Annotated in this window: 14 protein-coding genes, 6 tRNA genes and 3 rRNA genes; all 23 read right to left on the reverse strand. The window is 56.9% G+C overall.

All coding sequences use genetic code 11. From position 1 onward, the window contains the following. Positions 1-18: 18 nt before the first annotated feature. Complete coding sequence (rpsG, locus tag FHR27_RS17405) at positions 19-489, reverse strand: 30S ribosomal protein S7 (RefSeq protein ID WP_010490886.1); 471 nt, start codon at positions 487-489, stop codon at positions 19-21. Between the two features lie 117 nt (positions 490-606). Beyond that, positions 607-978 carry a 30S ribosomal protein S12 gene (rpsL, locus tag FHR27_RS17410; RefSeq protein ID WP_003186084.1) on the reverse strand — a complete coding sequence of 124 codons (372 nt, stop codon included), beginning with the start codon at positions 976-978 and terminating at the stop codon, positions 607-609. 158 nt (positions 979-1,136) lie between these two features. Beyond that, positions 1,137-5,336, reverse strand: coding sequence for a DNA-directed RNA polymerase subunit beta' (gene rpoC / locus FHR27_RS17415; RefSeq protein WP_042553198.1), 4,200 nt, complete (start codon positions 5,334-5,336; stop codon positions 1,137-1,139). A gap of 61 nt (positions 5,337-5,397) precedes the next feature. After that, a complete protein-coding gene (gene rpoB / locus FHR27_RS17420) occupies positions 5,398-9,471 on the reverse strand; it encodes a DNA-directed RNA polymerase subunit beta (RefSeq protein WP_042553197.1) in 4,074 nt (1,357 codons plus the stop codon). Positions 9,472-9,691: 220 nt separating this feature from the next. Next, entirely contained in the window at positions 9,692-10,057 is a 366-nt protein-coding gene (gene rplL, locus FHR27_RS17425; protein WP_042553196.1) for a 50S ribosomal protein L7/L12, read from the reverse strand. A 75-nt stretch (positions 10,058-10,132) separates the two neighbouring features. Further along, the gene (rplJ, locus tag FHR27_RS17430; protein ID WP_042553195.1) at positions 10,133-10,633 is read right to left on the reverse strand and encodes a 50S ribosomal protein L10; all 501 of its coding nucleotides are present in this window, start codon (positions 10,631-10,633) and stop codon (positions 10,133-10,135) included. 212 nt (positions 10,634-10,845) lie between these two features. Further along, entirely contained in the window at positions 10,846-11,541 is a 696-nt protein-coding gene (gene rplA / locus FHR27_RS17435) for a 50S ribosomal protein L1 (protein ID WP_042553194.1), read from the reverse strand. Next, the gene (gene rplK, locus FHR27_RS17440) at positions 11,541-11,972 is read right to left on the reverse strand and encodes a 50S ribosomal protein L11 (protein ID WP_025167734.1); all 432 of its coding nucleotides are present in this window, start codon (positions 11,970-11,972) and stop codon (positions 11,541-11,543) included. The genes rplA and rplK overlap by 1 nt, the downstream gene beginning before the upstream one ends. Positions 11,973-12,088: 116 nt before the next feature. Next, entirely contained in the window at positions 12,089-12,622 is a 534-nt protein-coding gene (gene nusG / locus FHR27_RS17445) for a transcription termination/antitermination protein NusG (protein ID WP_042553193.1), read from the reverse strand. Positions 12,623-12,635: 13 nt separating this feature from the next. Continuing rightward, on the reverse strand, positions 12,636-13,004 hold the full coding sequence (secE, locus tag FHR27_RS17450) for a preprotein translocase subunit SecE (protein WP_042553192.1): 369 nt from the start codon (positions 13,002-13,004) through the stop codon (positions 12,636-12,638). 44 nt (positions 13,005-13,048) lie between these two features. Continuing rightward, a tRNA-Trp gene (locus FHR27_RS17455) sits at positions 13,049-13,124 on the reverse strand. Between the two features lie 51 nt (positions 13,125-13,175). Next, complete coding sequence (gene tuf / locus FHR27_RS17460; RefSeq protein WP_084307122.1) at positions 13,176-14,369, reverse strand: elongation factor Tu; 1,194 nt, start codon at positions 14,367-14,369, stop codon at positions 13,176-13,178. A gap of 84 nt (positions 14,370-14,453) precedes the next feature. After that, positions 14,454-14,529, reverse strand: a tRNA-Thr gene (locus FHR27_RS17465). Between the two features lie 25 nt (positions 14,530-14,554). Beyond that, positions 14,555-14,628: transfer RNA gene (locus FHR27_RS17470), tRNA-Gly, on the reverse strand. Positions 14,629-14,653: 25 nt separating this feature from the next. Next, positions 14,654-14,738, reverse strand: a tRNA-Tyr gene (locus tag FHR27_RS17475). 146 nt (positions 14,739-14,884) lie between these two features. Continuing rightward, the gene (locus FHR27_RS17480; protein WP_179539153.1) at positions 14,885-15,565 is read right to left on the reverse strand and encodes an SPOR domain-containing protein; all 681 of its coding nucleotides are present in this window, start codon (positions 15,563-15,565) and stop codon (positions 14,885-14,887) included. 3 nt (positions 15,566-15,568) lie between these two features. Further along, positions 15,569-16,327 carry a pantothenate kinase gene (locus FHR27_RS17485; protein WP_179539154.1) on the reverse strand — a complete coding sequence of 253 codons (759 nt, stop codon included), beginning with the start codon at positions 16,325-16,327 and terminating at the stop codon, positions 15,569-15,571. After that, on the reverse strand, positions 16,317-17,270 hold the full coding sequence (gene birA / locus FHR27_RS17490; protein ID WP_179540113.1) for a bifunctional biotin--[acetyl-CoA-carboxylase] ligase/biotin operon repressor BirA: 954 nt from the start codon (positions 17,268-17,270) through the stop codon (positions 16,317-16,319). Before birA ends, FHR27_RS17485 begins: the two co-directional genes overlap by 11 nt. A gap of 682 nt (positions 17,271-17,952) precedes the next feature. Next, a 5S ribosomal RNA gene (rrf, locus tag FHR27_RS17495) occupies positions 17,953-18,068 on the reverse strand. A 138-nt stretch (positions 18,069-18,206) separates the two neighbouring features. Beyond that, a 23S ribosomal RNA gene (locus FHR27_RS17500) occupies positions 18,207-21,097 on the reverse strand. Positions 21,098-21,354: 257 nt separating this feature from the next. Continuing rightward, a tRNA-Ala gene (locus FHR27_RS17505) sits at positions 21,355-21,430 on the reverse strand. Positions 21,431-21,461: 31 nt separating this feature from the next. Continuing rightward, a tRNA-Ile gene (locus FHR27_RS17510) sits at positions 21,462-21,538 on the reverse strand. A 64-nt stretch (positions 21,539-21,602) separates the two neighbouring features. Then, a 16S ribosomal RNA gene (locus FHR27_RS17515) occupies positions 21,603-23,139 on the reverse strand. The 16S, 23S and 5S rRNA genes sit together here with 2 tRNA genes alongside, the layout of an rRNA operon. Between the last annotated feature and the right edge of the window lie 555 nt (positions 23,140-23,694).

Below are 23,694 nucleotides of genomic sequence, written 5' to 3' on the forward strand. Positions count from 1 at the left end.
AATTGAGTGACGCTAAAATTAGAAGCGGTAGTGCGAGAAAGCCTTGTTGGCTTCAGCCATACGGTGCACGTCTTCACGCTTCTTAACTGCAGCACCTTTGCCTTCTGCAGCATCCAACAGTTCACCTGCCAAGCGCAGGGCCATGGATTTCTCGCCGCGCTTACGGGCGAAATCCACCAACCAGCGCATGGCCAGGGCGTTACGACGGGACGGACGAACTTCGACCGGAACCTGGTAAGTAGCACCGCCTACACGGCGCGACTTCACTTCGACCAGCGGAGCGATGGCGTCGAGAGCTTTCTCGAAGATTTCCAGGGGATCGCTGTTCTTACGCTCTTTAACCTTGTCCAGGGCGCCATAAACGATACGCTCGGCAACGGCTTTCTTGCCGCTTTCCATCACGTGGTTCATGAACTTGGCCAGGATTTGGCTTCCGTATTTTGGATCGTCAAGCACTTCGCGCTTGGCTGCTACACGACGTCTTGGCATTTGATAAGCCCTCAAACGGTCTTCAGGTTAGCCCGGAACTGTAACCATCTGGTTACGCCCGACCTTACTCTTATCGACTCAATAAAATTAGAAACTGCATTCAGTACCGACGGCCGATCACTTCGGACGCTTGGTACCGTACTTCGAACGACCCTGGTTACGGCCTTTGACACCCGAGGTGTCCAGCGAGCCGCGAACGGTGTGATAACGCACACCTGGCAAGTCTTTTACACGACCGCCACGGATCAGCACGACGCTGTGCTCTTGCAGGTTGTGGCCTTCACCACCGATGTACGAGGAAACCTCGAAACCGTTGGTCAGGCGAACACGGCAAACTTTACGCAGTGCCGAGTTAGGTTTTTTCGGCGTGGTGGTATACACGCGAGTGCATACGCCACGACGCTGGGGGCAGTTCTGCAGCGCAGGTACGTCGGATTTCTCGACGATACGCTTGCGCGGCTGACGCACCAGCTGGTTGATAGTTGCCATCTACTAGCTCCACTGTCCGTCTTTCGACGCTATTTATTTACACCATAAATAAATGGCAGGGCTTATGCCCTGCCATATTTAGGGGTGCATGAGTCTAAAGAGACTAGCCCCCCCAGTCAAGACACGAGCCCCAACCGCCAGGCGGCCGGGGCACGTTCTCAATTTTCGCTGGAGTTCAACGCTTCGGTCAGCGCTGCTTCCACTTCGCTCGCGCTCACACGCACAGGCTTGTCAGCCTCGCGACGACGTTTGCGCTCGCTGTGGTAAGCAAGGCCAGTACCAGCCGGGATCAGACGACCCACGACCACGTTTTCCTTCAGGCCACGCAGGAAGTCGCGCTTGCCAGTAACCGCTGCCTCGGTGAGAACGCGAGTGGTTTCCTGGAAGGATGCCGCCGAGATGAACGACTCGGTGGACAGCGACGCCTTGGTGATACCCAGCAGAACGCGAGTGTACTTGGCGATGAACTTGTCTTCTTCGGCCAGGCGCTCGTTCTCACCCAGAACCTGAGTGAGTTCCATCTGGTCGCCTTTGATGAAGGTGGAATCACCCGACTCGGCGATCTCGACCTTGCGCAGCATCTGGCGCAGGATGGTTTCGATGTGCTTGTCGTTGATCTTCACGCCTTGCAGACGGTAAACGTCCTGGATTTCGTTGACGATGTACTTGGCCAGCGCGCTCACACCCAGCAGACGCAGGATGTCGTGCGGATCGCTCGGACCGTCGGAGATGACTTCACCCTTGTTGACCTGCTCACCTTCGAACACGTTCAGGTGGCGCCATTTCGGGATCAGCTCTTCGTACGGATCGCTGCCATCGGTCGGCGTGATGACCAGACGGCGCTTGCCCTTGGTCTCCTTACCGAACGCGATGGTGCCGCTGATTTCAGCCAGAATCGAGGCTTCTTTCGGACGACGCGCTTCGAACAGGTCGGCAACGCGCGGCAGACCACCGGTGATGTCACGGGTCTTCGACGTTTCCTGCGGGATACGGGCGATAACGTCACCGACCGCAACCTGCGCACCGTCGGCAACACCGACCAGGGCGTTGGCGGGCAGGAAGTACTGCGCCGGCACGTCAGTACCTGGCAGCATCAGATCCTTGCCACTTGCATCGACCAGTTTAACGGCCGGACGGATGTCCTTGCCGGCAGCCGGACGGTCCTTGGCATCGAGCACTTCGATGTTGGTCAGACCGGTCAGTTCGTCGGTCTGACGCTTGATGGTGATACCTTCCTCCATACCCACGAAGGTGACGGTACCTTTCATCTCGGTAACGATCGGGTGGGTGTGCGGGTCCCACTTGGCGACGATGGCGCCAGCGTCGACCTTGTCACCTTCCTTGACGGAGATGACCGCACCGTAAGGCAGCTTGTAGCGCTCGCGCTCACGACCGAACTCGTCGGCGATAGCCAGCTCACCGGAACGCGATACCGCGATCAGGTTGCCGTCCAGACGCTCGACGTGCTTCAGGTTGTGCAGACGAACCGCACCGCCGTTTTTCACCTGGACGCTGTCGGCAGCCGAGGTCCGGCTTGCCGCACCACCGATGTGGAACGTACGCATGGTCAGCTGGGTACCCGGCTCACCGATCGACTGTGCAGCGATGACGCCGACGGCTTCACCGATGTTGATCTGATGACCACGAGCCAGGTCACGACCGTAGCACTTGGCGCAGATGCCGTAGCGGGTTTCACAGCTGATCGGCGAACGCACGACCACTTCGTCGATGCTGTTCAGCTCGATGAACTCGACCCACTGCTCGTCGACCAAGGTACCGGCCGGAACGATGACTTCTTCGGTGCCAGGCTTGAACACGTCACGGGCAATGACACGACCCAGAACGCGCTCACCGAGCGGCTCGACCACGTCGCCGCCTTCGATGTGCGGAGTCATGTACAGACCCTGCTCGGTGCCGCAATCGATCTCGGTCACTACCAGATCCTGTGCTACGTCGACGAGACGACGAGTCAGGTAACCGGAGTTCGCGGTCTTCAGTGCGGTATCCGCCAGACCTTTACGTGCACCGTGAGTGGAGATGAAGTACTGCAGTACCGACAGACCTTCACGGAAGTTCGCGGTGATCGGCGTCTCGATGATCGAGCCGTCCGGCTTGGCCATCAGACCACGCATACCAGCCAGCTGACGGATCTGCGCGGCGGAACCACGAGCACCGGAGTCGGCCATCATGTACATGGAGTTGAAGGACTCCTGATCGACTTCGTTGCCGTCGCGGTCGATGACCTTCTCTTTCGAGAGGTTCGACATCATCGCCTTGGAGACTTCATCGTTGGCCTTCGACCAGAGGTCGATCACCTTGTTGTACTTCTCGCCCTGGGTTACCAGGCCGGAGGCGTACTGCGATTCGATTTCCTTCACTTCCTCGGTAGCGGCGTCGATGATGCGCGCCTTCTCGTCCGGAATGACGAAGTCGTTCACGCCGATCGACACACCAGAAATGGTCGAATAGGCGAAACCGGTGTACATCAGCTGGTCAGCGAAGATCACGGTGTCCTTCAGACCAACGGTGCGGTAGCACTGGTTGATCAGACGGGAGATCGCCTTCTTCTTCATCGACTGGTTGACCACGTCGTACGACAGGCCAGCAGGCACAACCTGGAACAGCAGCGCACGGCCGACAGTGGTGTCGACGATACGGGTGTTCTTGGTGATGGTGCCGTCACGGTCTTTGATGACTTCGTTGATACGCACTTTCACACGGGCGTGCAGGGACGCTTCGCCGGCGCGGAATACGCGGTCGACTTCCTGCAGGTCGGCGAACACGCGACCTTCGCCTTTGGCGTTGATGGCCTCACGGGTCATGTAGTACAGACCCAGTACAACGTCCTGGGACGGAACGATGATCGGCTCACCGTTGGCGGGCGAAAGGATGTTGTTGGTCGACATCATCAGCGCGCGCGCTTCGAGCTGGGCTTCCAGCGTCAGCGGCACGTGAACGGCCATCTGGTCACCGTCGAAGTCGGCGTTGTACGCGGCGCAGACCAGCGGGTGCAGCTGGATGGCCTTACCTTCGATCAGTACCGGCTCGAACGCCTGAATGCCCAGACGGTGGAGAGTCGGTGCACGGTTGAGCAGTACGGGGTGTTCGCGAATCACTTCGGCGAGAACGTCCCACACCTCTGGCAGCTCGCGCTCGACCATCTTCTTGGCGGCCTTGATGGTGGTCGCCAGACCACGCATTTCCAGCTTGCCGAAAATGAACGGCTTGAACAGCTCAAGGGCCATCTTCTTCGGCAGACCGCACTGGTGCAGACGCAGTGCCGGGCCAACGGTAATTACCGAACGGCCGGAGTAGTCGACGCGCTTGCCGAGCAAGTTCTGACGGAAACGACCCTGCTTACCCTTGATCATGTCAGCCAGGGATTTCAGAGGACGCTTGTTCGAACCGGTGATGGCGCGACCGCGACGACCGTTGTCGAGCAGTGCGTCGACAGCTTCCTGCAGCATGCGCTTTTCGTTGCGCACGATGATGTCGGGAGCCGAGAGGTCGAGCAGACGCTTCAGACGGTTGTTACGGTTGATGACACGGCGATACAGGTCGTTCAGGTCGGAGGTGGCGAAACGACCACCATCCAGAGGAACGAGCGGACGCAGGTCTGGCGGCAGAACCGGCAGAACGGTCAGCACCATCCACTCTGGCAGGTTGCCGGAACCCTGGAAGGCTTCCATCAACTTCAGACGCTTGGACAGCTTCTTGATCTTGGTTTCCGAGTTGGTCTGCGGAATTTCTTCGCGCAGGCGGCCGATCTCGTGCTCCAGGTCGATAGCGTGCAGCAGCTCGCGAACGGCCTCTGCGCCCATACGGGCGTCGAAGTCGTCACCGAACTCTTCCAGCGCTTCGAAGTACTGCTCGTCATTGAGCAGCTGCCCCTTCTCGAGGGTGGTCATGCCCGGATCGATAACGACGTAGCTCTCGAAATAGAGAACGCGCTCGATATCACGCAGGGTCATGTCCATCAGCAGGCCGATACGGCTCGGCAGGGACTTCAGGAACCAGATGTGGGCAACTGGAGATGCCAGTTCGATGTGCGCCATGCGCTCACGACGAACCTTGGCCAGAGCGACTTCAACACCGCACTTCTCGCAGATCACACCACGATGCTTGAGGCGCTTGTACTTACCGCACAGGCACTCGTAATCCTTTACCGGGCCAAAGATCTTGGCGCAGAACAGGCCGTCACGCTCAGGCTTGAACGTACGGTAGTTGATGGTTTCCGGCTTTTTAACTTCACCGAACGACCACGAACGGATCATCTCAGGCGAAGCAAGGCCGATGCGAATGGCATCGAACTCTTCGACTTGACCCTGGTTTTTCAGCAAATTCAGTAGGTCTTTCAAGGCCTTTCCTCCTGGCGGAGCAGGCAGCGGGCATATTGCCCCGCTGCCGATTCACGTCGTGTTATTCGGTTTCCAGATCGATATCGATACCGAGCGAACGGATCTCTTTGATCAACACGTTGAAGGACTCGGGCATGCCCGGCTCCATGCGGTGATCGCCATCCACGATGTTCTTGTACATCTTGGTACGGCCGTTCACGTCGTCCGACTTGACGGTCAACATTTCCTGCAGGGTGTAGGCGGCGCCGTAAGCTTCCAGAGCCCAGACCTCCATCTCCCCGAAGCGCTGACCACCGAACTGCGCCTTACCACCCAGCGGCTGCTGGGTAACCAGGCTGTAGGAACCGGTAGAACGAGCGTGCATCTTGTCGTCCACCAGGTGGTTCAGTTTCAGCATGTACATGTAACCGACCGTGGTCGGGCGCTCGAACTGGTTGCCGGTACGGCCGTCGATCAGGCGCATCTGGCCGCTTTCCGGCAGATCTGCCAGCTTCAGCATGGCCTTGATTTCGCTTTCCTTGGCACCGTCGAACACCGGGGTAGCCATCGGCACGCCTTTGCGCAGGTTGTTGGCCAGGGCCAGCACTTCCTGATCGCTCAGCTCGTCGAGGTTCTCCTGACGCCCACCGATCTCGTTGTAGATCTCGTTGAGGAACTTGCGCAGATCAGCGATCTTGCGCTGCTCTTCGAGCATCAGGTTGATCTTCTCGCCCAGGCCCTTGGCCGCGAGGCCGAGGTGAGTTTCGAGGATCTGACCGACGTTCATACGAGACGGTACGCCGAGCGGGTTGAGGACGATGTCGACCGGCGTGCCATGCACGTCATGCGGCATGTCTTCGACCGGCATGATCACCGAGACCACACCCTTGTTACCGTGACGACCCGCCATCTTGTCACCCGGCTGGATGCGACGGCGGATGGCCAGGTAGACCTTGACGATCTTCAGTACGCCCGGAGCCAGGTCATCGCCCTGCTGCAGCTTGCGCTTCTTGTCTTCGAACTTGTCGTCGAGCAGCTGACGGCGGTCGGAGATGTAGGCCTGAGCCTTTTCCAACTGCTCGTTCAGTGCGTCTTCAGCCATGCGCAGCTTGAACCACTGGCCACGCTCCAGACCGTCGAGCACTTCGTCAGTGATCGCAGCACCTTTCTTCAGGCCGGCGCCGCCTTCGGCGACCTTGCCAACCAGAGCGGCACGCAGACGCTCGAAGGTCGCGCCTTCGACGATGCGGAACTCTTCGTTCAGGTCCTTGCGGATCTCGTCCAGCTGGCTCTTCTCGATCGACAGCGCACGCGCATCGCGCTCGACGCCGTCACGGGTGAAGACCTGTACGTCGATGACAGTACCTTTGGTACCGGTCGGCACGCGCAGGGAGGTGTCCTTAACGTCGCTGGCCTTCTCGCCGAAGATCGCGCGCAGCAGCTTCTCTTCCGGCGTCAGCTGGGTTTCGCCCTTCGGCGTGACCTTGCCGACCAGAATGTCGCCAGGGCCGACTTCAGCGCCCACGTAGACGATACCGGCTTCGTCGAGCTTGTTCAGTGCAGCTTCACCCACGTTCGGGATGTCCGCAGAGATTTCCTCTGGGCCGAGCTTGGTGTCACGTGCCACACAGGTCAGTTCCTGGATGTGGATCGTGGTGAAGCGGTCTTCCTGAACCACGCGCTCGGAGAGCAGGATGGAGTCTTCGAAGTTGTAACCGTTCCAGGGCATGAACGCGACGCGCATGTTCTGACCCAGTGCCAGCTCACCCATGTCGGTGGACGGGCCGTCGGCCATGATGTCGCCACGCGCGACCACATCACCTTTCTGCACCAGCGGACGCTGGTTGATGCAGGTGTTCTGGTTGGAGCGGGTGTATTTGGTCAGGTTGTAGATGTCCACACCGGCTTCACCGGTTTCGACTTCATCGTTGGCAACGCGGACCACGATACGGCTGGCATCGACGGAGTCGATCACACCACCGCGACGCGCCACGACGCAGACGCCGGAGTCACGGGCGACGTTGCGCTCCATGCCGGTACCGACCAGCGGCTTGTCCGAACGCAGGGTCGGAACAGCCTGACGCTGCATGTTCGAGCCCATGAGTGCACGGTTGGCATCGTCGTGCTCGAGGAACGGGATCAGCGAGGCAGCGACGGAAACGACCTGCTTCGGCGATACGTCCATCAGCGTGACGTCTTCCGGCGCCTTCACGGTGAACTCGTTGAGGTGACGCACGGCCACCAGCTCGTCGATCAGCTGACCCTTGTCGTTCAGGGTCGCGGATGCCTGGGCGATAACGTGATCGGCCTCTTCGATGGCAGACAGGAACACGATCTCGTCGGTGACCTTGCCTTCCTGCACGACGCGGTACGGGCTTTCCAGGAAGCCGTACTGGTTGGTGCGGGCATAGGCTGCCAGGGAGTTGATCAGACCGATGTTCGGGCCTTCCGGCGTTTCGATCGGGCACACACGGCCGTAGTGGGTCGGGTGTACGTCACGGACTTCGAAGCCTGCGCGCTCACGGGTCAGACCGCCCGGGCCGAGTGCGGAAACACGGCGCTTGTGGGTGATCTCGGAGAGCGGGTTGTTCTGGTCCATGAACTGCGACAGCTGGCTGGAACCGAAGAACTCCTTCACCGCAGCCGCGACCGGCTTGGCGTTGATCAGATCCTGCGGCATCAGGCCTTCGCTTTCGGCCATCGACAGACGTTCCTTGACCGCACGCTCGACGCGCACCAGGCCAACGCGGAACTGGTTCTCGGCCATCTCGCCGACGCAACGTACACGGCGGTTACCCAGGTGGTCGATGTCATCGACGATACCTTTGCCGTTACGGATGTCGACCAGCGTCTTGAGAACTTCGACGATGTCTTCGCGGCTCAACACACCCGAACCTTCGATCTCGGTACGACCGATACGACGGTTGAACTTCATGCGGCCTACGGCGGACAGGTCGTAACGCTCGGCACTGAAGAACAGGTTGTTGAACAACGTCTCGGCAGCATCCTTGGTAGGTGGCTCGCCAGGACGCATCATGCGGTAGATTTCGACCAGCGCTTCGAGCTGATTGGTGGTGCTGTCGATCTTCAGCGTGTCGCTGATAAACGGACCACAGTCGATGTCGTTGGTGTACAGCGTCTCGATGCGGACGACCTGAGCCTTGGCGATCTTGGCCAGCAGCTCGACCGACAGCTCGGTGTTGCACTCGCTGAGAATTTCACCGGTAGCCGGGTGCACGATCGCCTTGGCGGTGGTGCGGCCGATCAGGTAGTCGAACGGTACGTCCAGTTCCTTGATGCCAGCCTTGTCCAACTGATTGATGTGGCGAGCGGTAATACGACGGCCCTGCTCGACGATCACCTTGCCGTTGCCGTCCAGGATGTCCTGGCTGGCGATCTCGCCGCGCAGGCGCTGCGGTACGAGCTCCAGGCTCAGGCCTTCGCCTTTCACGTGGAAAACGTTGGTGGTGTAGAAGGCATCGAGCACTTCTTCAGTGCTGTAGCCCAGCGCGCGCAGCAGTACCGAGGCCGGCAGTTTGCGGCGACGGTCGATACGTACGAATACGGCGTCCTTCGGATCGAACTCGAAGTCCAACCACGAACCGCGGTAAGGGATGATGCGCGCGGAGTACAGCAGCTTGCCCGAGCTGTGAGTCTTGCCACGGTCGTGGTCGAAGAACACACCTGGGGAACGGTGCAGCTGGGAAACGATCACTCGCTCGGTACCGTTGATGACGAAGGTACCGTTCTCGGTCATGAGCGGAATTTCGCCCATGTACACTTCCTGCTCCTTGATGTCCTTGATCGCTTTGTTCGACGATTCTTTGTCGAAAATGATCAGGCGCACTTTCACGCGCAGCGGGACGGCGAAGGTCACGCCACGCAGCACGCACTCCTTGACGTCGAACGCCGGCTCGCCCAGGCGATAACCGACGTATTCCAGAGCAGCGTTGCCGGAGTAGCTGATGATCGGGAATACAGATTTGAAGGCCGCATGCAGGCCGATGTCGCGGAACTGTTCCTTGCTCGCGCCTTGCTGCAGGAATTCGCGGTACGAATCCAGCTGGATGGCCAGGAGGTAAGGCACATCCATGACATCCGGCAACTTGCTAAAGTCCTTGCGGATACGTTTTTTCTCAGTGTATGAGTAAGCCATCAGCGTTCCCCAGCTTGGTCACCTGCTTATTTGGCTTCTCCGACGGGAGCAGCCAGAAACTCGTGCAAACCCTAGGTTTGCTCCACCTCGTTGGTGGGTCTTTCACGTTCCAAGCCTGGGCCAGTGAACAGCCGAGTCAGAACGGAAAAAGGCCGGTGGCAAGAGCCACCAGCCGTCAGCCTTATGCGAGTCGCGCGGGCTGTAGACGCAAGGTCGTCGCTTACTTGAGCTCGACTTTGGCGCCTGCTTCTTCCAGAGCTTTCTTGGCAGCTTCGGCTTCGTCTTTCGACACGCCTTCTTTGACCACGCCAGGAGCGCCGTCAACAACTGCTTTAGCTTCTTTCAGACCCAGGCCGGTCAGTTCGCGAACGGCCTTGATGACGTTCACTTTCTTCTCGCCAGCTTCGGTCAGGATGACGTTGAACTCGGTTTGCTCTTCGACAACAGCGGCAGCAGCAGCTGGGCCAGCGGCAGCAACAGCGGCGGTAACGCCGAAGGTGTCTTCCATTGCCTTGATCAGTTCAACAACTTCCAGAACGGTTTTCTGGCCAATTGCTTCGATGATTTGTTCGTTAGTCAGAGACATGACTTAAATCCTGTATGTGAATGGCAGCCTACGCGGCCATCAAAATAAATGACGTTGAAAAGGAACCACGATGCCTTAGGCAGCGGTGGCTTCTTTTTGGTCGCGAATGGCCGCCAGAGTACGAGCCAGCTTGCTGGTAGCGCCTTGAATCACGCTCATCAGTTTCGCAATAGCTTCGTCGCGAGTTGGCAGGGAAGCCAACACGTCGATCTCGTTTGCTGCGAGGAACTTGCCCTCGAACGCAGCTGCCTTGATCTCGAACTTGTCCTGACCCTTGGCGAACTCTTTGAAAATACGAGCAGCAGCGCCCGGATGTTCCTTGGAGAATGCAATCAGGGTCGGGCCTTTGAACACGTCGTTGAGAACCGAATACTCGGTGCCTTCAACGGCGCGCTTGAGCAGGGTGTTACGTACAACACGTACGTATACGCCAGCTTCGCGGGCCTCTTTACGGAGTCCGGTCATAGCGCTTACTGTCACACCACGGGCATCAGCCACGACAGCGGACAGAGCTACTTGGGCAGCCTCGTTGACTTCAGCGACGATGGCCTTCTTGTCTTCGAGCTTAATTGCCACGGGTTTACTCCTGGATGTTACCGTTTCGCCCGACCTGAGCCGGACGGCGTTTTGGTGTCTGATTCGGTAAGAATCGGGAGCACCATCTGCGTAGGGTTGAAGATTGCTCTTCGGGTTTGAGACTTGCGTCCCCTACGGTCTTGGATAGCCCCCGCCAGGCAGGGACCCCAATTTATCGCTGCAGACGCACCAGGTGCGCCTGCAGTCATTCATTAAGCGTCCAGCGAACCTTGGTCGATCAGCAGACCTGGGCCCATGGTGGTGCTCAGCGTCACGCGCTTGACGTAGATGCCTTTCGAGGTCGAAGGCTTCAGGCGCTTCAGATCAGACAGCAGCGCTTCCACGTTCTGCTTCAGCTTGTCGGCGTCGAAGCCAACCTTGCCGACGGAACTGTGGATGATGCCGTTCTTGTCGGTACGGAAACGTACTTGACCAGCTTTGGCGTTCTTGACCGCAGTAGCGACGTCCGGAGTCACGGTACCGACTTTCGGGTTTGGCATCAGACCGCGCGGGCCGAGAACCTGACCCAGCTGGCCGACGACGCGCATGGCGTCCGGAGAAGCGATGACCACGTCATAGTTCAGATCGCCGCCTTTCATTTCGGCAGCCAGATCGTCCATACCTACGCGGTCAGCACCGGCAGCCAGAGCGGCTTCAGCGCCCGGGCCCTGGGTGAAGACGGCAACGCGAACGGTCTTGCCAGTGCCGTTTGGCAGCACGGTAGCGCCACGAACGACCTGGTCGGATTTACGCGGGTCAACGCCGAGGTTGATAGCGATATCAACGGACTCGGAGAATTTGACAGCGGAGATTTCAGCCAGCAACGCAGCAGCGTCGGTGAAGCTGTAGGCTTTGCCCGGCTCGATCTTGGCCGCGATAGCCTTTTGGCGCTTGGTCAGCTTAGCCATTACACACCCTCCACGTTGAGGCCCATGCTACGAGCGGAACCGGCGATGGTACGCACGGCCGCATCCATATCAGCTGCAGTCAGATCGGCCTGTTTGGTCTTGGCGATCTCTTCGAGCTGGGCACGGGTAACGGTGCCGACCTTGACGGTGTTCGGACGAGCCGAACCGCTGGTCAGACCGGCTGCTTTCTTCAGCAGCACGGAGGCCGGGGTGCTCTTGGTTTCGAAGGTGAAGCTACGGTCGCTGTATACAGTGATGATCACTGGAGTCGGCAGACCAGGTTCCATGCCCTGAGTCTTGGCGTTGAACGCCTTGCAGAATTCCATGATGTTCACGCCGTGCTGACCCAGAGCTGGGCCGACGGGTGGCGACGGGTTGGCCTGAGCGGCCTTTACTTGCAGCTTGATATAAGCCGTGATTTTCTTAGCCATTAGCTACTCCAGTTACGGGTTCTAGCGCCTTGCGGCTCCCCGACTATTGCCTGTTTATCCCAGTGACAACAAAACCCCGCAGCCTGTGACTGCGGGGTAAGGGATGCGGTTGTCAGTTACGACTTCTCGACCTGACTGAACTCCAGCTCGACCGGGGTAGAGCGACCGAAAATGGTCACCGCTACCTGGATGCGGCTCTTCTCGTAATTCACTTCTTCGACTACGCCACTGAAATCAGCGAACGGACCATCGGTGACACGAACCATCTCGCCCGGCTCGAACAGCGTCTTGGGCTTGGGCTTGTCACCGCTATCGGCAACGCGACGCAGAATGGCGTCAGCCTCTTTCTCGGTAATCGGTGCAGGCTTGTCGGCAGTACCGCCGATGAAGCCCATCACACGCGGCGTATCCTTGATCAAGTGCCAAGTCGCCTCGTTCATTTCCATCTGGACCAACACATAGCCCGGAAAGAACTTTCGCTCGCTCTTGCGCTTCTGGCCATTACGCATTTCCACCACTTCTTCGGTGGGGACCAGAATTTCGCCGAAATCATCTTCCATTCCGGCGAATTTTACGCGCTCGATGAGCGAACGCATTACATGCTTCTCGTAACCCGAGTAAGCATGCACAACGTACCAACGCTTAGCCACGGGACACCCTATCTCAACTTACGATAAACGACACAAGCCAACCCAGGAGCGAATCAAGCCCCCACAACATCAGAGCCATGACGAGCACGACCAAGACGACGATCAGCGTGGTTTGCGTGGTTTCCTGACGAGTAGGCCAGACAACCTTGCGAATCTCGACGCGAGCTTCTTTCACCAGACCAAAGAAGGCCTGACCCTTTGCCGTCTGCAATGCAATGGCAGCGGCAACCACCGCGAGCACCAGCAACACGACGACACGGTACAGAATCGGCTCACCAGAGAAGTACTGATTACCGACCACCCCAGCAACAACGAGCAGGGCCGCTGCAATCCACTTGAGCAGATCGAAGCGAGAGTCTTTGGCTTCAGACTTAGCATTCATGAACTAGAATCCTGTGGGAAGACACGCCAAAATCACTATGAAAATGGCGGGCCAGGAGGGAATCGAACCCCCAACCTGCGGTTTTGGAGACCGCCGCTCTGCCAATTGAGCTACTGACCCTGAAAAATCAGGCCGACCATTATGCCGGCCCGAGGGGGACAGATCAATCGATTATTCGACGATCTTGGCAACCACGCCAGCACCAACGGTACGACCACCTTCGCGAATTGCGAAGCGCAGGCCGTCTTCCATGGCGATCGGCTTGATCAGGGTGACAACCATTTTGATGTTGTCGCCCGGCATTACCATCTCAACGCCTTCCGGCAGTTCGCACGAACCGGTCACGTCAGTGGTACGGAAGTAGAACTGAGGACGGTAGCCTTTGAAGAACGGGGTGTGACGACCACCTTCTTCTTTGGACAGAACGTACACTTCAGCTTCGAACTTGGTGTGCGGCTTGATGGTGCCCGGCTTGGCCAGTACCTGACCACGCTCTACGTCATCACGCTTGGTGCCACGCAGCAGAACGCCGCAGTTCTCACCAGCACGACCTTCGTCGAGCAGCTTGCGGAACATCTCAACACCGGTACAGGTGGTCTTGGTGGTGTCACGCAGACCAACGATCTCGATTTCTTCCTGGATCTTGACGATACCGCGCTCTACACGACCGGTCACTACAGTGCCGCGGCCGGAGATCGAGAATACGTCTTCGATCGGCATCAGGAACGGACGGTCGATTGCACGAACCGGCTCCGGGATGTAGCTGTCCAGAGTTTCGACGAGTTTCTTGACGGCAGTGGTGCCCATCTCGTTGTCGTCCTGGCCGTTCAGAGCCATCAGAGCGGAACCGATGATGATCGGCGTGTCGTCGCCCGGGAAGTCGTAAGTGCTCAGCAGATCGCGCACTTCCATCTCCACCAGCTCCAGCAGCTCGGCGTCATCAACCATGTCAGCCTTGTTCAGGAACACGACGATGTACGGAACGCCTACCTGACGCGACAGCAGGATGTGCTCGCGAGTCTGAGGCATCGGACCATCGGCAGCCGAACAAACCAGGATAGCGCCGTCCATCTGGGCAGCACCGGTGATCATGTTCTTGACGTAGTCAGCGTGACCCGGGCAGTCAACGTGCGCGTAGTGACGTACGGAAGAATCGTACTCAACGTGCGCAGTGTTGATGGTGATACCACGAGCTTTCTCTTCCGGCGCGCTGTCGATCTTGTCGAAGTCGACCTTGGCCGAACCGAATACTTCGGAGCAGACGCGGGTCAGAGCAGCGGTCAGAGTGGTTTTACCGTGGTCGACGTGGCCAATGGTGCCAACGTTGACGTGCGGCTTGTTACGTTCAAACTTTTCTTTAGCCATTTTGACCGTCTCCGAACGAAGAATTCAGCTAGTGATACCGCCATTAAAACAAAGGCAGATACTTTCATATCTGCCTTTATTAAATGGAGCTCATGAGCGGATTCGAACCGCTGACCTCACCCTTACCAAGGGTGTGCTCTACCAACTGAGCTACATGAGCAAATATATTGCGCGACCAGCAAAGCTGGAGCGGGCAGCGGGGATCGAACCCGCATCATCAGCTTGGAAGGCTGAGGTTCTACCATTGAACTATGCCCGCGGAGCTCACAGCTCGCGCTTAAATCTGGTGGAGGGAGAAGGATTCGAACCTTCGAAGTCGATGACGTCAGATTTACAGTCTGATCCCTTTGGCCGCTCGGGAATCCCTCCATAAGGAGGCGGCATTCTCAATATCTGCCACCCTACTGTCAAGCACTTTCTCATTTAAAAACCTGAGCTTAGCGACACTAACAGCAGCTTCACATACACACCGGTTAAGGCGTCCACCCTGCGAAGCGGGCGCCATTCTATGCATTCTATCGAGGGCTTGCAACCCCTTCGCACGGCATTAATTGATGTTGTAAGCCTTTGAAGTCCAAAGACAATCGTTCGAGCAGAGAATCATCGACCAAACGCCGGCTTGCCGGGGCAATACGCACCCAGTGGCGACGGTTGGCTCGCGGCAACTCTCGCAGCAGCGGCTCATAGCCGGCTCTGCGCAGACGCGAGATCACGCTATCGGCAGAGTCATGACGAGGAAAGATACCAAGGGAAATGCCATTCGACAGATCCCCCTGACTGATGATGTAGCTGTCGATCTTGCGTGCCTGCAATTCACGCAACTGCCTCAAAGATGCCTGCCGGGATGCGAGCGGTGGCAGGTAGACCCAATAGTCGACAGCACCGGCGGACTCGACCACCTGCACCTGCGAGCGAATATCCAGACTGAGAAGACGCTGCTCGACCTGCTCTGCCTCGACATTATCCTCGAAGCTCCCCAGGAACAGACACACAGCCTCCTCCTCAGGAGGAGCCTCCTTCACCGCAGCGCTACGGCGCTGCTGAGGCTCTGACTCACTCAGCAACTGGATATCGCGGCGACTCTCCTGGTAAAGCGAAAGCGGCGCGACCTCCTTGGCATGCATGGGTGTCTGTTGCTGATGCCAGACATAGTAAAAGGCATTCAGCACGACCAGGAGCATGAAAATCCAGCGCATACCCTACTCCCCAGCCAGTGGACAGGCGATCGCCAGACCGATGAATACCAAATCCGGCACCACCCGGGCGGCAGGCACCCACTGCGCGGCCAGCACGGCGTCGCCGCCGGTAAGAAACACAGTGACATCGTCGCCGCATTGCTGGCGTGCCAGCTCGAGCTGGGTGTCGACGAACCCGCGCAACATTAACAAACAACCACGCTCCACTGCCTCCGCGGTGGAACGCCCAGGCACAAGACTATGCTGCGCCTGCTCAGCGACAGCGTCGTCATAACGGATGCGGCGCGTGTGAGTACGCAACTGATTGCGCATCAACGGCATCCCCGGGCAAATGAAACCGCCAAGATGGCTCCCGGCAGAATCGATGAAGTCGGAAGTGATGGCAGTCCCCAGATCAAGAATCAGACAAGCACGACGCTCCAGACTGTATGCCCCAACCACCGCCAGCCACCGATCGAGACCCAGCCGCCGGTATTCATCATAGCCATTGCTCACACCGGCAAGGCTCTGCGCTGACGCGGCCACCCTGCAATCGATGCCGAAACGATTTTTCAACGCGTCGACCAGCAGCCGTGTTTCGTCTTCGCTGCGCACACTCACCAGCCTGCACATGAACAACTCGCCGGGAAAGCGAGATGCCAAAGCCACGAGCAGTTCCTCGTCGCTGCCGACTACACCACCAGCGACCACCTGAGCGCCCCCCTGTCTGGGCAGGACACGCCACTTGATAAAGCTGTTGCCGCAATCAAGCTCAAGAATCATCACGCAACCTCAAACTGAGCTCACCACCGCTGAACACACGCTCACCGCCATCAACCTCGAGGCGTAGCGCGCCAGTATCGTCGACGCCCAGCACTCGTCCTTCTATGGACTGCACACCCGCCGCAAGCGAAACCGCTCGCCCCTGCCACAGGTGACTGGCTTCCCACTGCTCGCGCAAGGCGGAAAAACCATGAAGACGATGCAACTCCAGATAGCGGGCAAGATGGTCACTCAAGCCAGCTACGAACCGGTTGCGATCGATTTGCGCTCCAAGAACTTGCCTGATAGAGGTCCAGGGCTGGTCGATCGCGTCCCCGGGCACTGCCCGCATATTGATATTCACGCCAATTCCGATAATCACATGGCAAACGTCAGCGGGGTCGCCAGATAGCTCCAGCAGAATGCCGGCGATCTTGCGCCCCCCCACCAACAGATCATTGGGCCACTTGAGGCCGACATCGGCAACACCCGCCTCGCGGATGGCATGCAGCAAAGCGAGGCCAACCACCAGGCTGAGACCCTCAATCTGACGCATGCCCCCGGTGATACGCAGCACCAGGCTGTAGTAGAGGTTCTCACCGAACGGGCTGACCCAGTTGCGACCACGACGCCCCCGACCTGCCGTCTGCTGCTCGGCAATGACCAGAAAAGGCGGTATGGCTCCGGACACCAGGTGGCGCAGCGCCTCCGCATTGGTAGAGTCGACCTGCTGCAGAAGCCTCACCGGCCAGCCTATGGGGGTAAGCGCATCGCTGGCCAATAGGGACAGGGGCATCTCGAGACGATAGCCGCGGCCGCGGACCTTGTGAATGCTGAGATCGAACTCAGCCTCGAGCGCCTGCAGCCGCTTCCATATGGCTGCGCGGCTTACACCAATGGCGGCGCCAAGCTCTTCGCCCGAATGGAACTGGCCATCTTGTAAAAGTCGCAATAAAGGCTGCATGCCGAACCTGCCGTGCAATAAGGTGCGCATGATAGCGATGCGTTCCGCCGCTGCCTACCGAGGCCGGAACGCAATTACCTCGACGTATTTGCAAGTCATGCCCGGGCAGTTGGCTGAATGCCCCGTGAACGCAAGCCGCCCCGGGCTACAAAGCCTGCGCAGGGCGTAAGACGCCACCCCTCCACCACGCCCCACGCGCAGGACGGCCTGCTGTAGGAGCCGGCTTGCCGGCGATGCTCTTGATCGCGGCTCGCCAGCAAGCTGGCTCCTACACGTGCTCCGTAGCCTGGGCTGGCGACGCGAAACCTGGCGCGCTATCCGTAGGGTGGAAGACGCTTCACCCTTCCACCACTGCCCCACGCGCAGGACGACCTGCTGTAGGAGCCAGCTTGCCGGCGATGCTCTTGATCGCGGCTCGCCAGCAAGCTGGCTCCTACACGTGCTCCGTAGCCTGGGCTGGCGACGCGAAACCTGGGGCGCTATCCGTAGGATGGAAGACGCCCCACCCTTCCACCACTGCCCCACGAGCAGGACAGCCTGCTGTAGGAGCCAGCTTGCTGGCGATGCTCTTAACCGCGGCTCGCCAGCAAGCTCGCGCCTACGTGCGGGCCGCCACAGCCTTTTCTGGCGCCGAAAAGACGAAACCCCAGACCTCTGTCGAGATCTGGGGTTTCTGGTAGAAGCTTGACGATGACCTACTCTCACATGGGGAGACCCCACACTACCATCGGCGATGCATCGTTTCACTACTGAGTTCGGGATGGGATCAGGTGGTTCCAACGCTCTATGGTCGTCAAGCAATCCGGTTGGGGAGTCGATGTTTAGGTCGCTTCCCCGAATTGGGTATGTGATATCAGTTGGTATTGCGTGTTCTTGCAAATTTTCGGCATTACTGTCGACTTCTACCGTCTAACAGCCAAATTGTTTGGGTGTTATATGGTCAAGCCTCACGGGCAATTAGTACTGGTTAGCTCAACGCCTCACAACGCTTACACACCCAGCCTATCAACGTCGTAGTCTTCGACGGCCCTTTAGGGAACTCAAGGTTCCAGTGAGATCTCATCTTGAGGCAAGTTTCCCGCTTAGATGCTTTCAGCGGTTATCTTTCCCGAACATAGCTACCCGGCAATGCCACTGGCGTGACAACCGGAACACCAGAGGTTCGTCCACTCCGGTCCTCTCGTACTAGGAGCAGCCCCTCTCAAATCTCAAACGTCCACGGCAGATAGGGACCGAACTGTCTCACGACGTTCTAAACCCAGCTCGCGTACCACTTTAAATGGCGAACAGCCATACCCTTGGGACCGGCTTCAGCCCCAGGATGTGATGAGCCGACATCGAGGTGCCAAACACCGCCGTCGATATGAACTCTTGGGCGGTATCAGCCTGTTATCCCCGGAGTACCTTTTATCCGTTGAGCGATGGCCCTTCCATACAGAACCACCGGATCACTAAGACCTACTTTCGTACCTGCTCGACGTGTCTGTCTCGCAGTCAAGCGCGCTTTTGCCTTTATACTCTACGACCGATTTCCGACCGGTCTGAGCGCACCTTCGTACTCCTCCGTTACTCTTTAGGAGGAGACCGCCCCAGTCAAACTACCCACCATACACTGTCCTCGATCCGGATAACGGACCAGAGTTAGAACCTCAAGGTTGCCAGGGTGGTATTTCAAGGTTGGCTCCATGAGAACTGGCGTCCCCACTTCAAAGCCTCCCACCTATCCTACACAAGCAAGCTCAAAGTCCAGTGCAAAGCTATAGTAAAGGTTCACGGGGTCTTTCCGTCTAGCCGCGGATACACTGCATCTTCACAGCGATTTCAATTTCACTGAGTCTCGGGTGGAGACAGCGCCGCCATCGTTACGCCATTCGTGCAGGTCGGAACTTACCCGACAAGGAATTTCGCTACCTTAGGACCGTTATAGTTACGGCCGCCGTTTACCGGGGCTTCGATCAAGAGCTTCGCGTTAGCTAACCCCATCAATTAACCTTCCGGCACCGGGCAGGCGTCACACCCTATACGTCCACTTTCGTGTTTGCAGAGTGCTGTGTTTTTAATAAACAGTCGCAGCGGCCTGGTATCTTCGACCGGCATGTGCTTACGGGGTAAACCCTTCACACTCACCGGCGCACCTTCTCCCGAAGTTACGGTGCCATTTTGCCTAGTTCCTTCACCCGAGTTCTCTCAAGCGCCTTGGTATTCTCTACCTAACCACCTGTGTCGGTTTGGGGTACGGTTCCTAATTACCTGAAGCTTAGAAGCTTTTCCTGGAAGCATGGCATCAACCACTTCATCGTCCTAAAGGACAACTCGTCATCAGCTCTCGGCCTTGAACGCCCGGATTTACCTAAGCATTCAGCCTACCACCTTAAACACGGACAACCAACGCCGTGCTGGCCTAGCCTTCTCCGTCCCTCCATCGCAGTAATTAGAAGTACGGGAATATTAACCCGTTTCCCATCGACTACGCATTTCTGCCTCGCCTTAGGGGCCGACTCACCCTGCGTCGATTAACGTTGCGCAGGAAACCTTGGTCTTTCGGCGTGGGAGTTTTTCACTCCCATTGTCGTTACTCATGTCAGCATTCGCACTTCTGATACCTCCAGCAAGCTTCTCAACTCACCTTCACAGGCTTACAGAACGCTCCTCTACCGCTCATCCTAAGATGAACCCGTAGCTTCGGTGTATGGTTTGAGCCCCGTTACATCTTCCGCGCAGGCCGACTCGACTAGTGAGCTATTACGCTTTCTTTAAAGGGTGGCTGCTTCTAAGCCAACCTCCTAGCTGTCTAAGCCTTCCCACATCGTTTCCCACTTAACCATAACTTTGGGACCTTAGCTGACGGTCTGGGTTGTTTCCCTTTTCACGACGGACGTTAGCACCCGCCGTGTGTCTCCCGTGCTGACACTTGCTGGTATTCGGAGTTTGCATCGGTTTGGTAAGTCGGGATGACCCCCTAGCCGAAACAGTGCTCTACCCCCAGCAGTGATACACGAGGCGCTACCTAAATAGCTTTCGAGGAGAACCAGCTATCTCCGAGCTTGATTAGCCTTTCACTCCGATCCACAGGTCATCCGCTAACTTTTCAACGGTAGTCGGTTCGGTCCTCCAGTTAGTGTTACCCAACCTTCAACCTGCCCATGGATAGATCGCCCGGTTTCGGGTCTATACCCAGCGACTAAACGCCCTATTAAGACTCGCTTTCGCTACGCCTCCCCTATTCGGTTAAGCTCGCCACTGAATATAAGTCGCTGACCCATTATACAAAAGGTACGCAGTCACAGAACAAGTCTGCTCCCACTGCTTGTACGCATACGGTTTCAGGATCTATTTCACTCCCCTCTCCGGGGTTCTTTTCGCCTTTCCCTCACGGTACTAGTTCACTATCGGTCAGTCAGTAGTATTTAGCCTTGGAGGATGGTCCCCCCATATTCAGACAAAGTTTCTCGTGCTCCGTCCTACTCGATTTCATTGAAAAGAGATTTTCGTGTACGGGGCTATCACCCACTACGGCGGCACTTTCCAGAGCCTTCCACTAATCTCAAATCAACTTAAGGGCTAGTCCCCGTTCGCTCGCCACTACTAAGGGAATCTCGGTTGATTTCTTTTCCTCAGGGTACTTAGATGTTTCAGTTCCCCTGGTTCGCCTCATGCACCTATGTATTCAGTGCATGATACCCAGCTTATGCTAGGTGGGTTCCCCCATTCAGAGATCTCTGGATCACAGTCTGTTTGCCGACTCCCCAAAGCTTATCGCAGGCTACAACGTCTTTCATCGCCTCTGACTGCCAAGGCATCCACCGTATGCGCTTCTTCACTTGACCATATAACCCCAAGCAATCTGGTTACTGTCTATAACGTGAAGACGACATTCGCCGAAAATTTGCACTTGAGAACAACGCAAATTTTACCTTGACCAGATCAATTACCAGTGAAAGTAATCAATCAGTCACTTCTATCACATACCCAAATTTTTAAAGAACGATTTTTCTGACTGGTCAAAGACCAGAAATCAACACTCTTCTGCCTAAACAGGAATGCTCATTTCTGAACTCTAATTCACATCAACAACGGCTGTAAGTGGTGGAGCCAAGCGGGATCGAACCGCTGACCTCCTGCGTGCAAGGCAGGCGCTCTCCCAGCTGAGCTATGGCCCCAAATACTTCCAAGGCCTGCACCCTCAACAATTGGTGGGTCTGGGCAGATTCGAACTGCCGACCTCACCCTTATCAGGGGTGCGCTCTAACCAACTGAGCTACAGACCCAATCGTCTTTCGCAATGAATCAAGCAATTCGTGTGGGTACTTATGAGAAGCTGGGATCTTCGATTAAGGAGGTGATCCAGCCGCAGGTTCCCCTACGGCTACCTTGTTACGACTTCACCCCAGTCATGAATCACACCGTGGTAACCGTCCTCCCGAAGGTTAGACTAGCTACTTCTGGTGCAACCCACTCCCATGGTGTGACGGGCGGTGTGTACAAGGCCCGGGAACGTATTCACCGTGACATTCTGATTCACGATTACTAGCGATTCCGACTTCACGCAGTCGAGTTGCAGACTGCGATCCGGACTACGATCGGTTTTATGGGATTAGCTCCACCTCGCGGCTTGGCAACCCTTTGTACCGACCATTGTAGCACGTGTGTAGCCCTGGCCGTAAGGGCCATGATGACTTGACGTCATCCCCACCTTCCTCCGGTTTGTCACCGGCAGTCTCCTTAGAGTTCCCACCATAACGTGCTGGTAACTAAGGACAAGGGTTGCGCTCGTTACGGGACTTAACCCAACATCTCACGACACGAGCTGACGACAGCCATGCAGCACCTGTGTCTGAGTTCCCGAAGGCACCAATCCATCTCTGGAAAGTTCTCAGCATGTCAAGGCCAGGTAAGGTTCTTCGCGTTGCTTCGAATTAAACCACATGCTCCACCGCTTGTGCGGGCCCCCGTCAATTCATTTGAGTTTTAACCTTGCGGCCGTACTCCCCAGGCGGTCAACTTAATGCGTTAGCTGCGCCACTAAAATCTCAAGGATTCCAACGGCTAGTTGACATCGTTTACGGCGTGGACTACCAGGGTATCTAATCCTGTTTGCTCCCCACGCTTTCGCACCTCAGTGTCAGTATCAGTCCAGGTGGTCGCCTTCGCCACTGGTGTTCCTTCCTATATCTACGCATTTCACCGCTACACAGGAAATTCCACCACCCTCTACCGTACTCTAGCTTGCCAGTTTTGGATGCAGTTCCCAGGTTGAGCCCGGGGCTTTCACATCCAACTTAACAAACCACCTACGCGCGCTTTACGCCCAGTAATTCCGATTAACGCTTGCACCCTCTGTATTACCGCGGCTGCTGGCACAGAGTTAGCCGGTGCTTATTCTGTCGGTAACGTCAAAACAGCAAAGTATTAATTTACTGCCCTTCCTCCCAACTTAAAGTGCTTTACAATCCGAAGACCTTCTTCACACACGCGGCATGGCTGGATCAGGCTTTCGCCCATTGTCCAATATTCCCCACTGCTGCCTCCCGTAGGAGTCTGGACCGTGTCTCAGTTCCAGTGTGACTGATCATCCTCTCAGACCAGTTACGGATCGTCGCCTTGGTGAGCCTTTACCCCACCAACTAGCTAATCCGACCTAGGCTCATCTATTAGCGCAAGGCCCGAAGGTCCCCTGCTTTCTCCCGTAGGACGTATGCGGTATTAGCGTTCCTTTCGAAACGTTGTCCCCCACTAATAGGCAGATTCCTAGGCATTACTCACCCGTCCGCCGCTGAATCAGGGAGCAAGCTCCCGTCAACCGCTCGACTTGCATGTGTTAGGCCTGCCGCCAGCGTTCAATCTGAGCCATGATCAAACTCTTCAGTTCAATACTGCATTGGGTTTTGAGAAAACCCTAAACTTGGCTCAGCAATCGCAAACCTCTCTATCGCTAGAGAGTTAACTCTCGAATTAACGAGTGTTTACTTGTGATGCTGATAATCTTGCGATCACTCAGTCTTAACCCACAAGCACCCACACGAATTGCTTGATTCAGTTGTTAAAGAACGTTTGGTTAAGTCTTTCGTCTCAACCGAGGCGCGCATCTTACAGCAGCCTCATTTCCTGTCAAGCTGTTTTTGAAGAACTTTTTCTTTCTTCTCAACACCTTGCAGCGCCCCACCAGATCATCTTCTCTCCAGCGGGAGGCGCATTCTACAGCGTTACAAACCGCTGTCAACACCCTCTTTACCGCCTTCGATCAAACCTGATCGAACCATCAACAGAACCACTCAAACCACCCTGTCGATGCCGGCGCATTCTACTCGAATTCGCCGTCCGTGCAACCTTTATTTTCGTCTAACTCATTGTTTAGCAAGGAGTTTTCAGATCAGGCCGCGCCGGAAGTGGTGCGCATTATAGGCCCCCACGAAATCAGGTCAAG

The organism is Pseudomonas flavescens, from assembly GCF_013408425.1.
GTDB lineage: Bacteria > Pseudomonadota > Gammaproteobacteria > Pseudomonadales > Pseudomonadaceae > Aquipseudomonas > Aquipseudomonas fulva_A.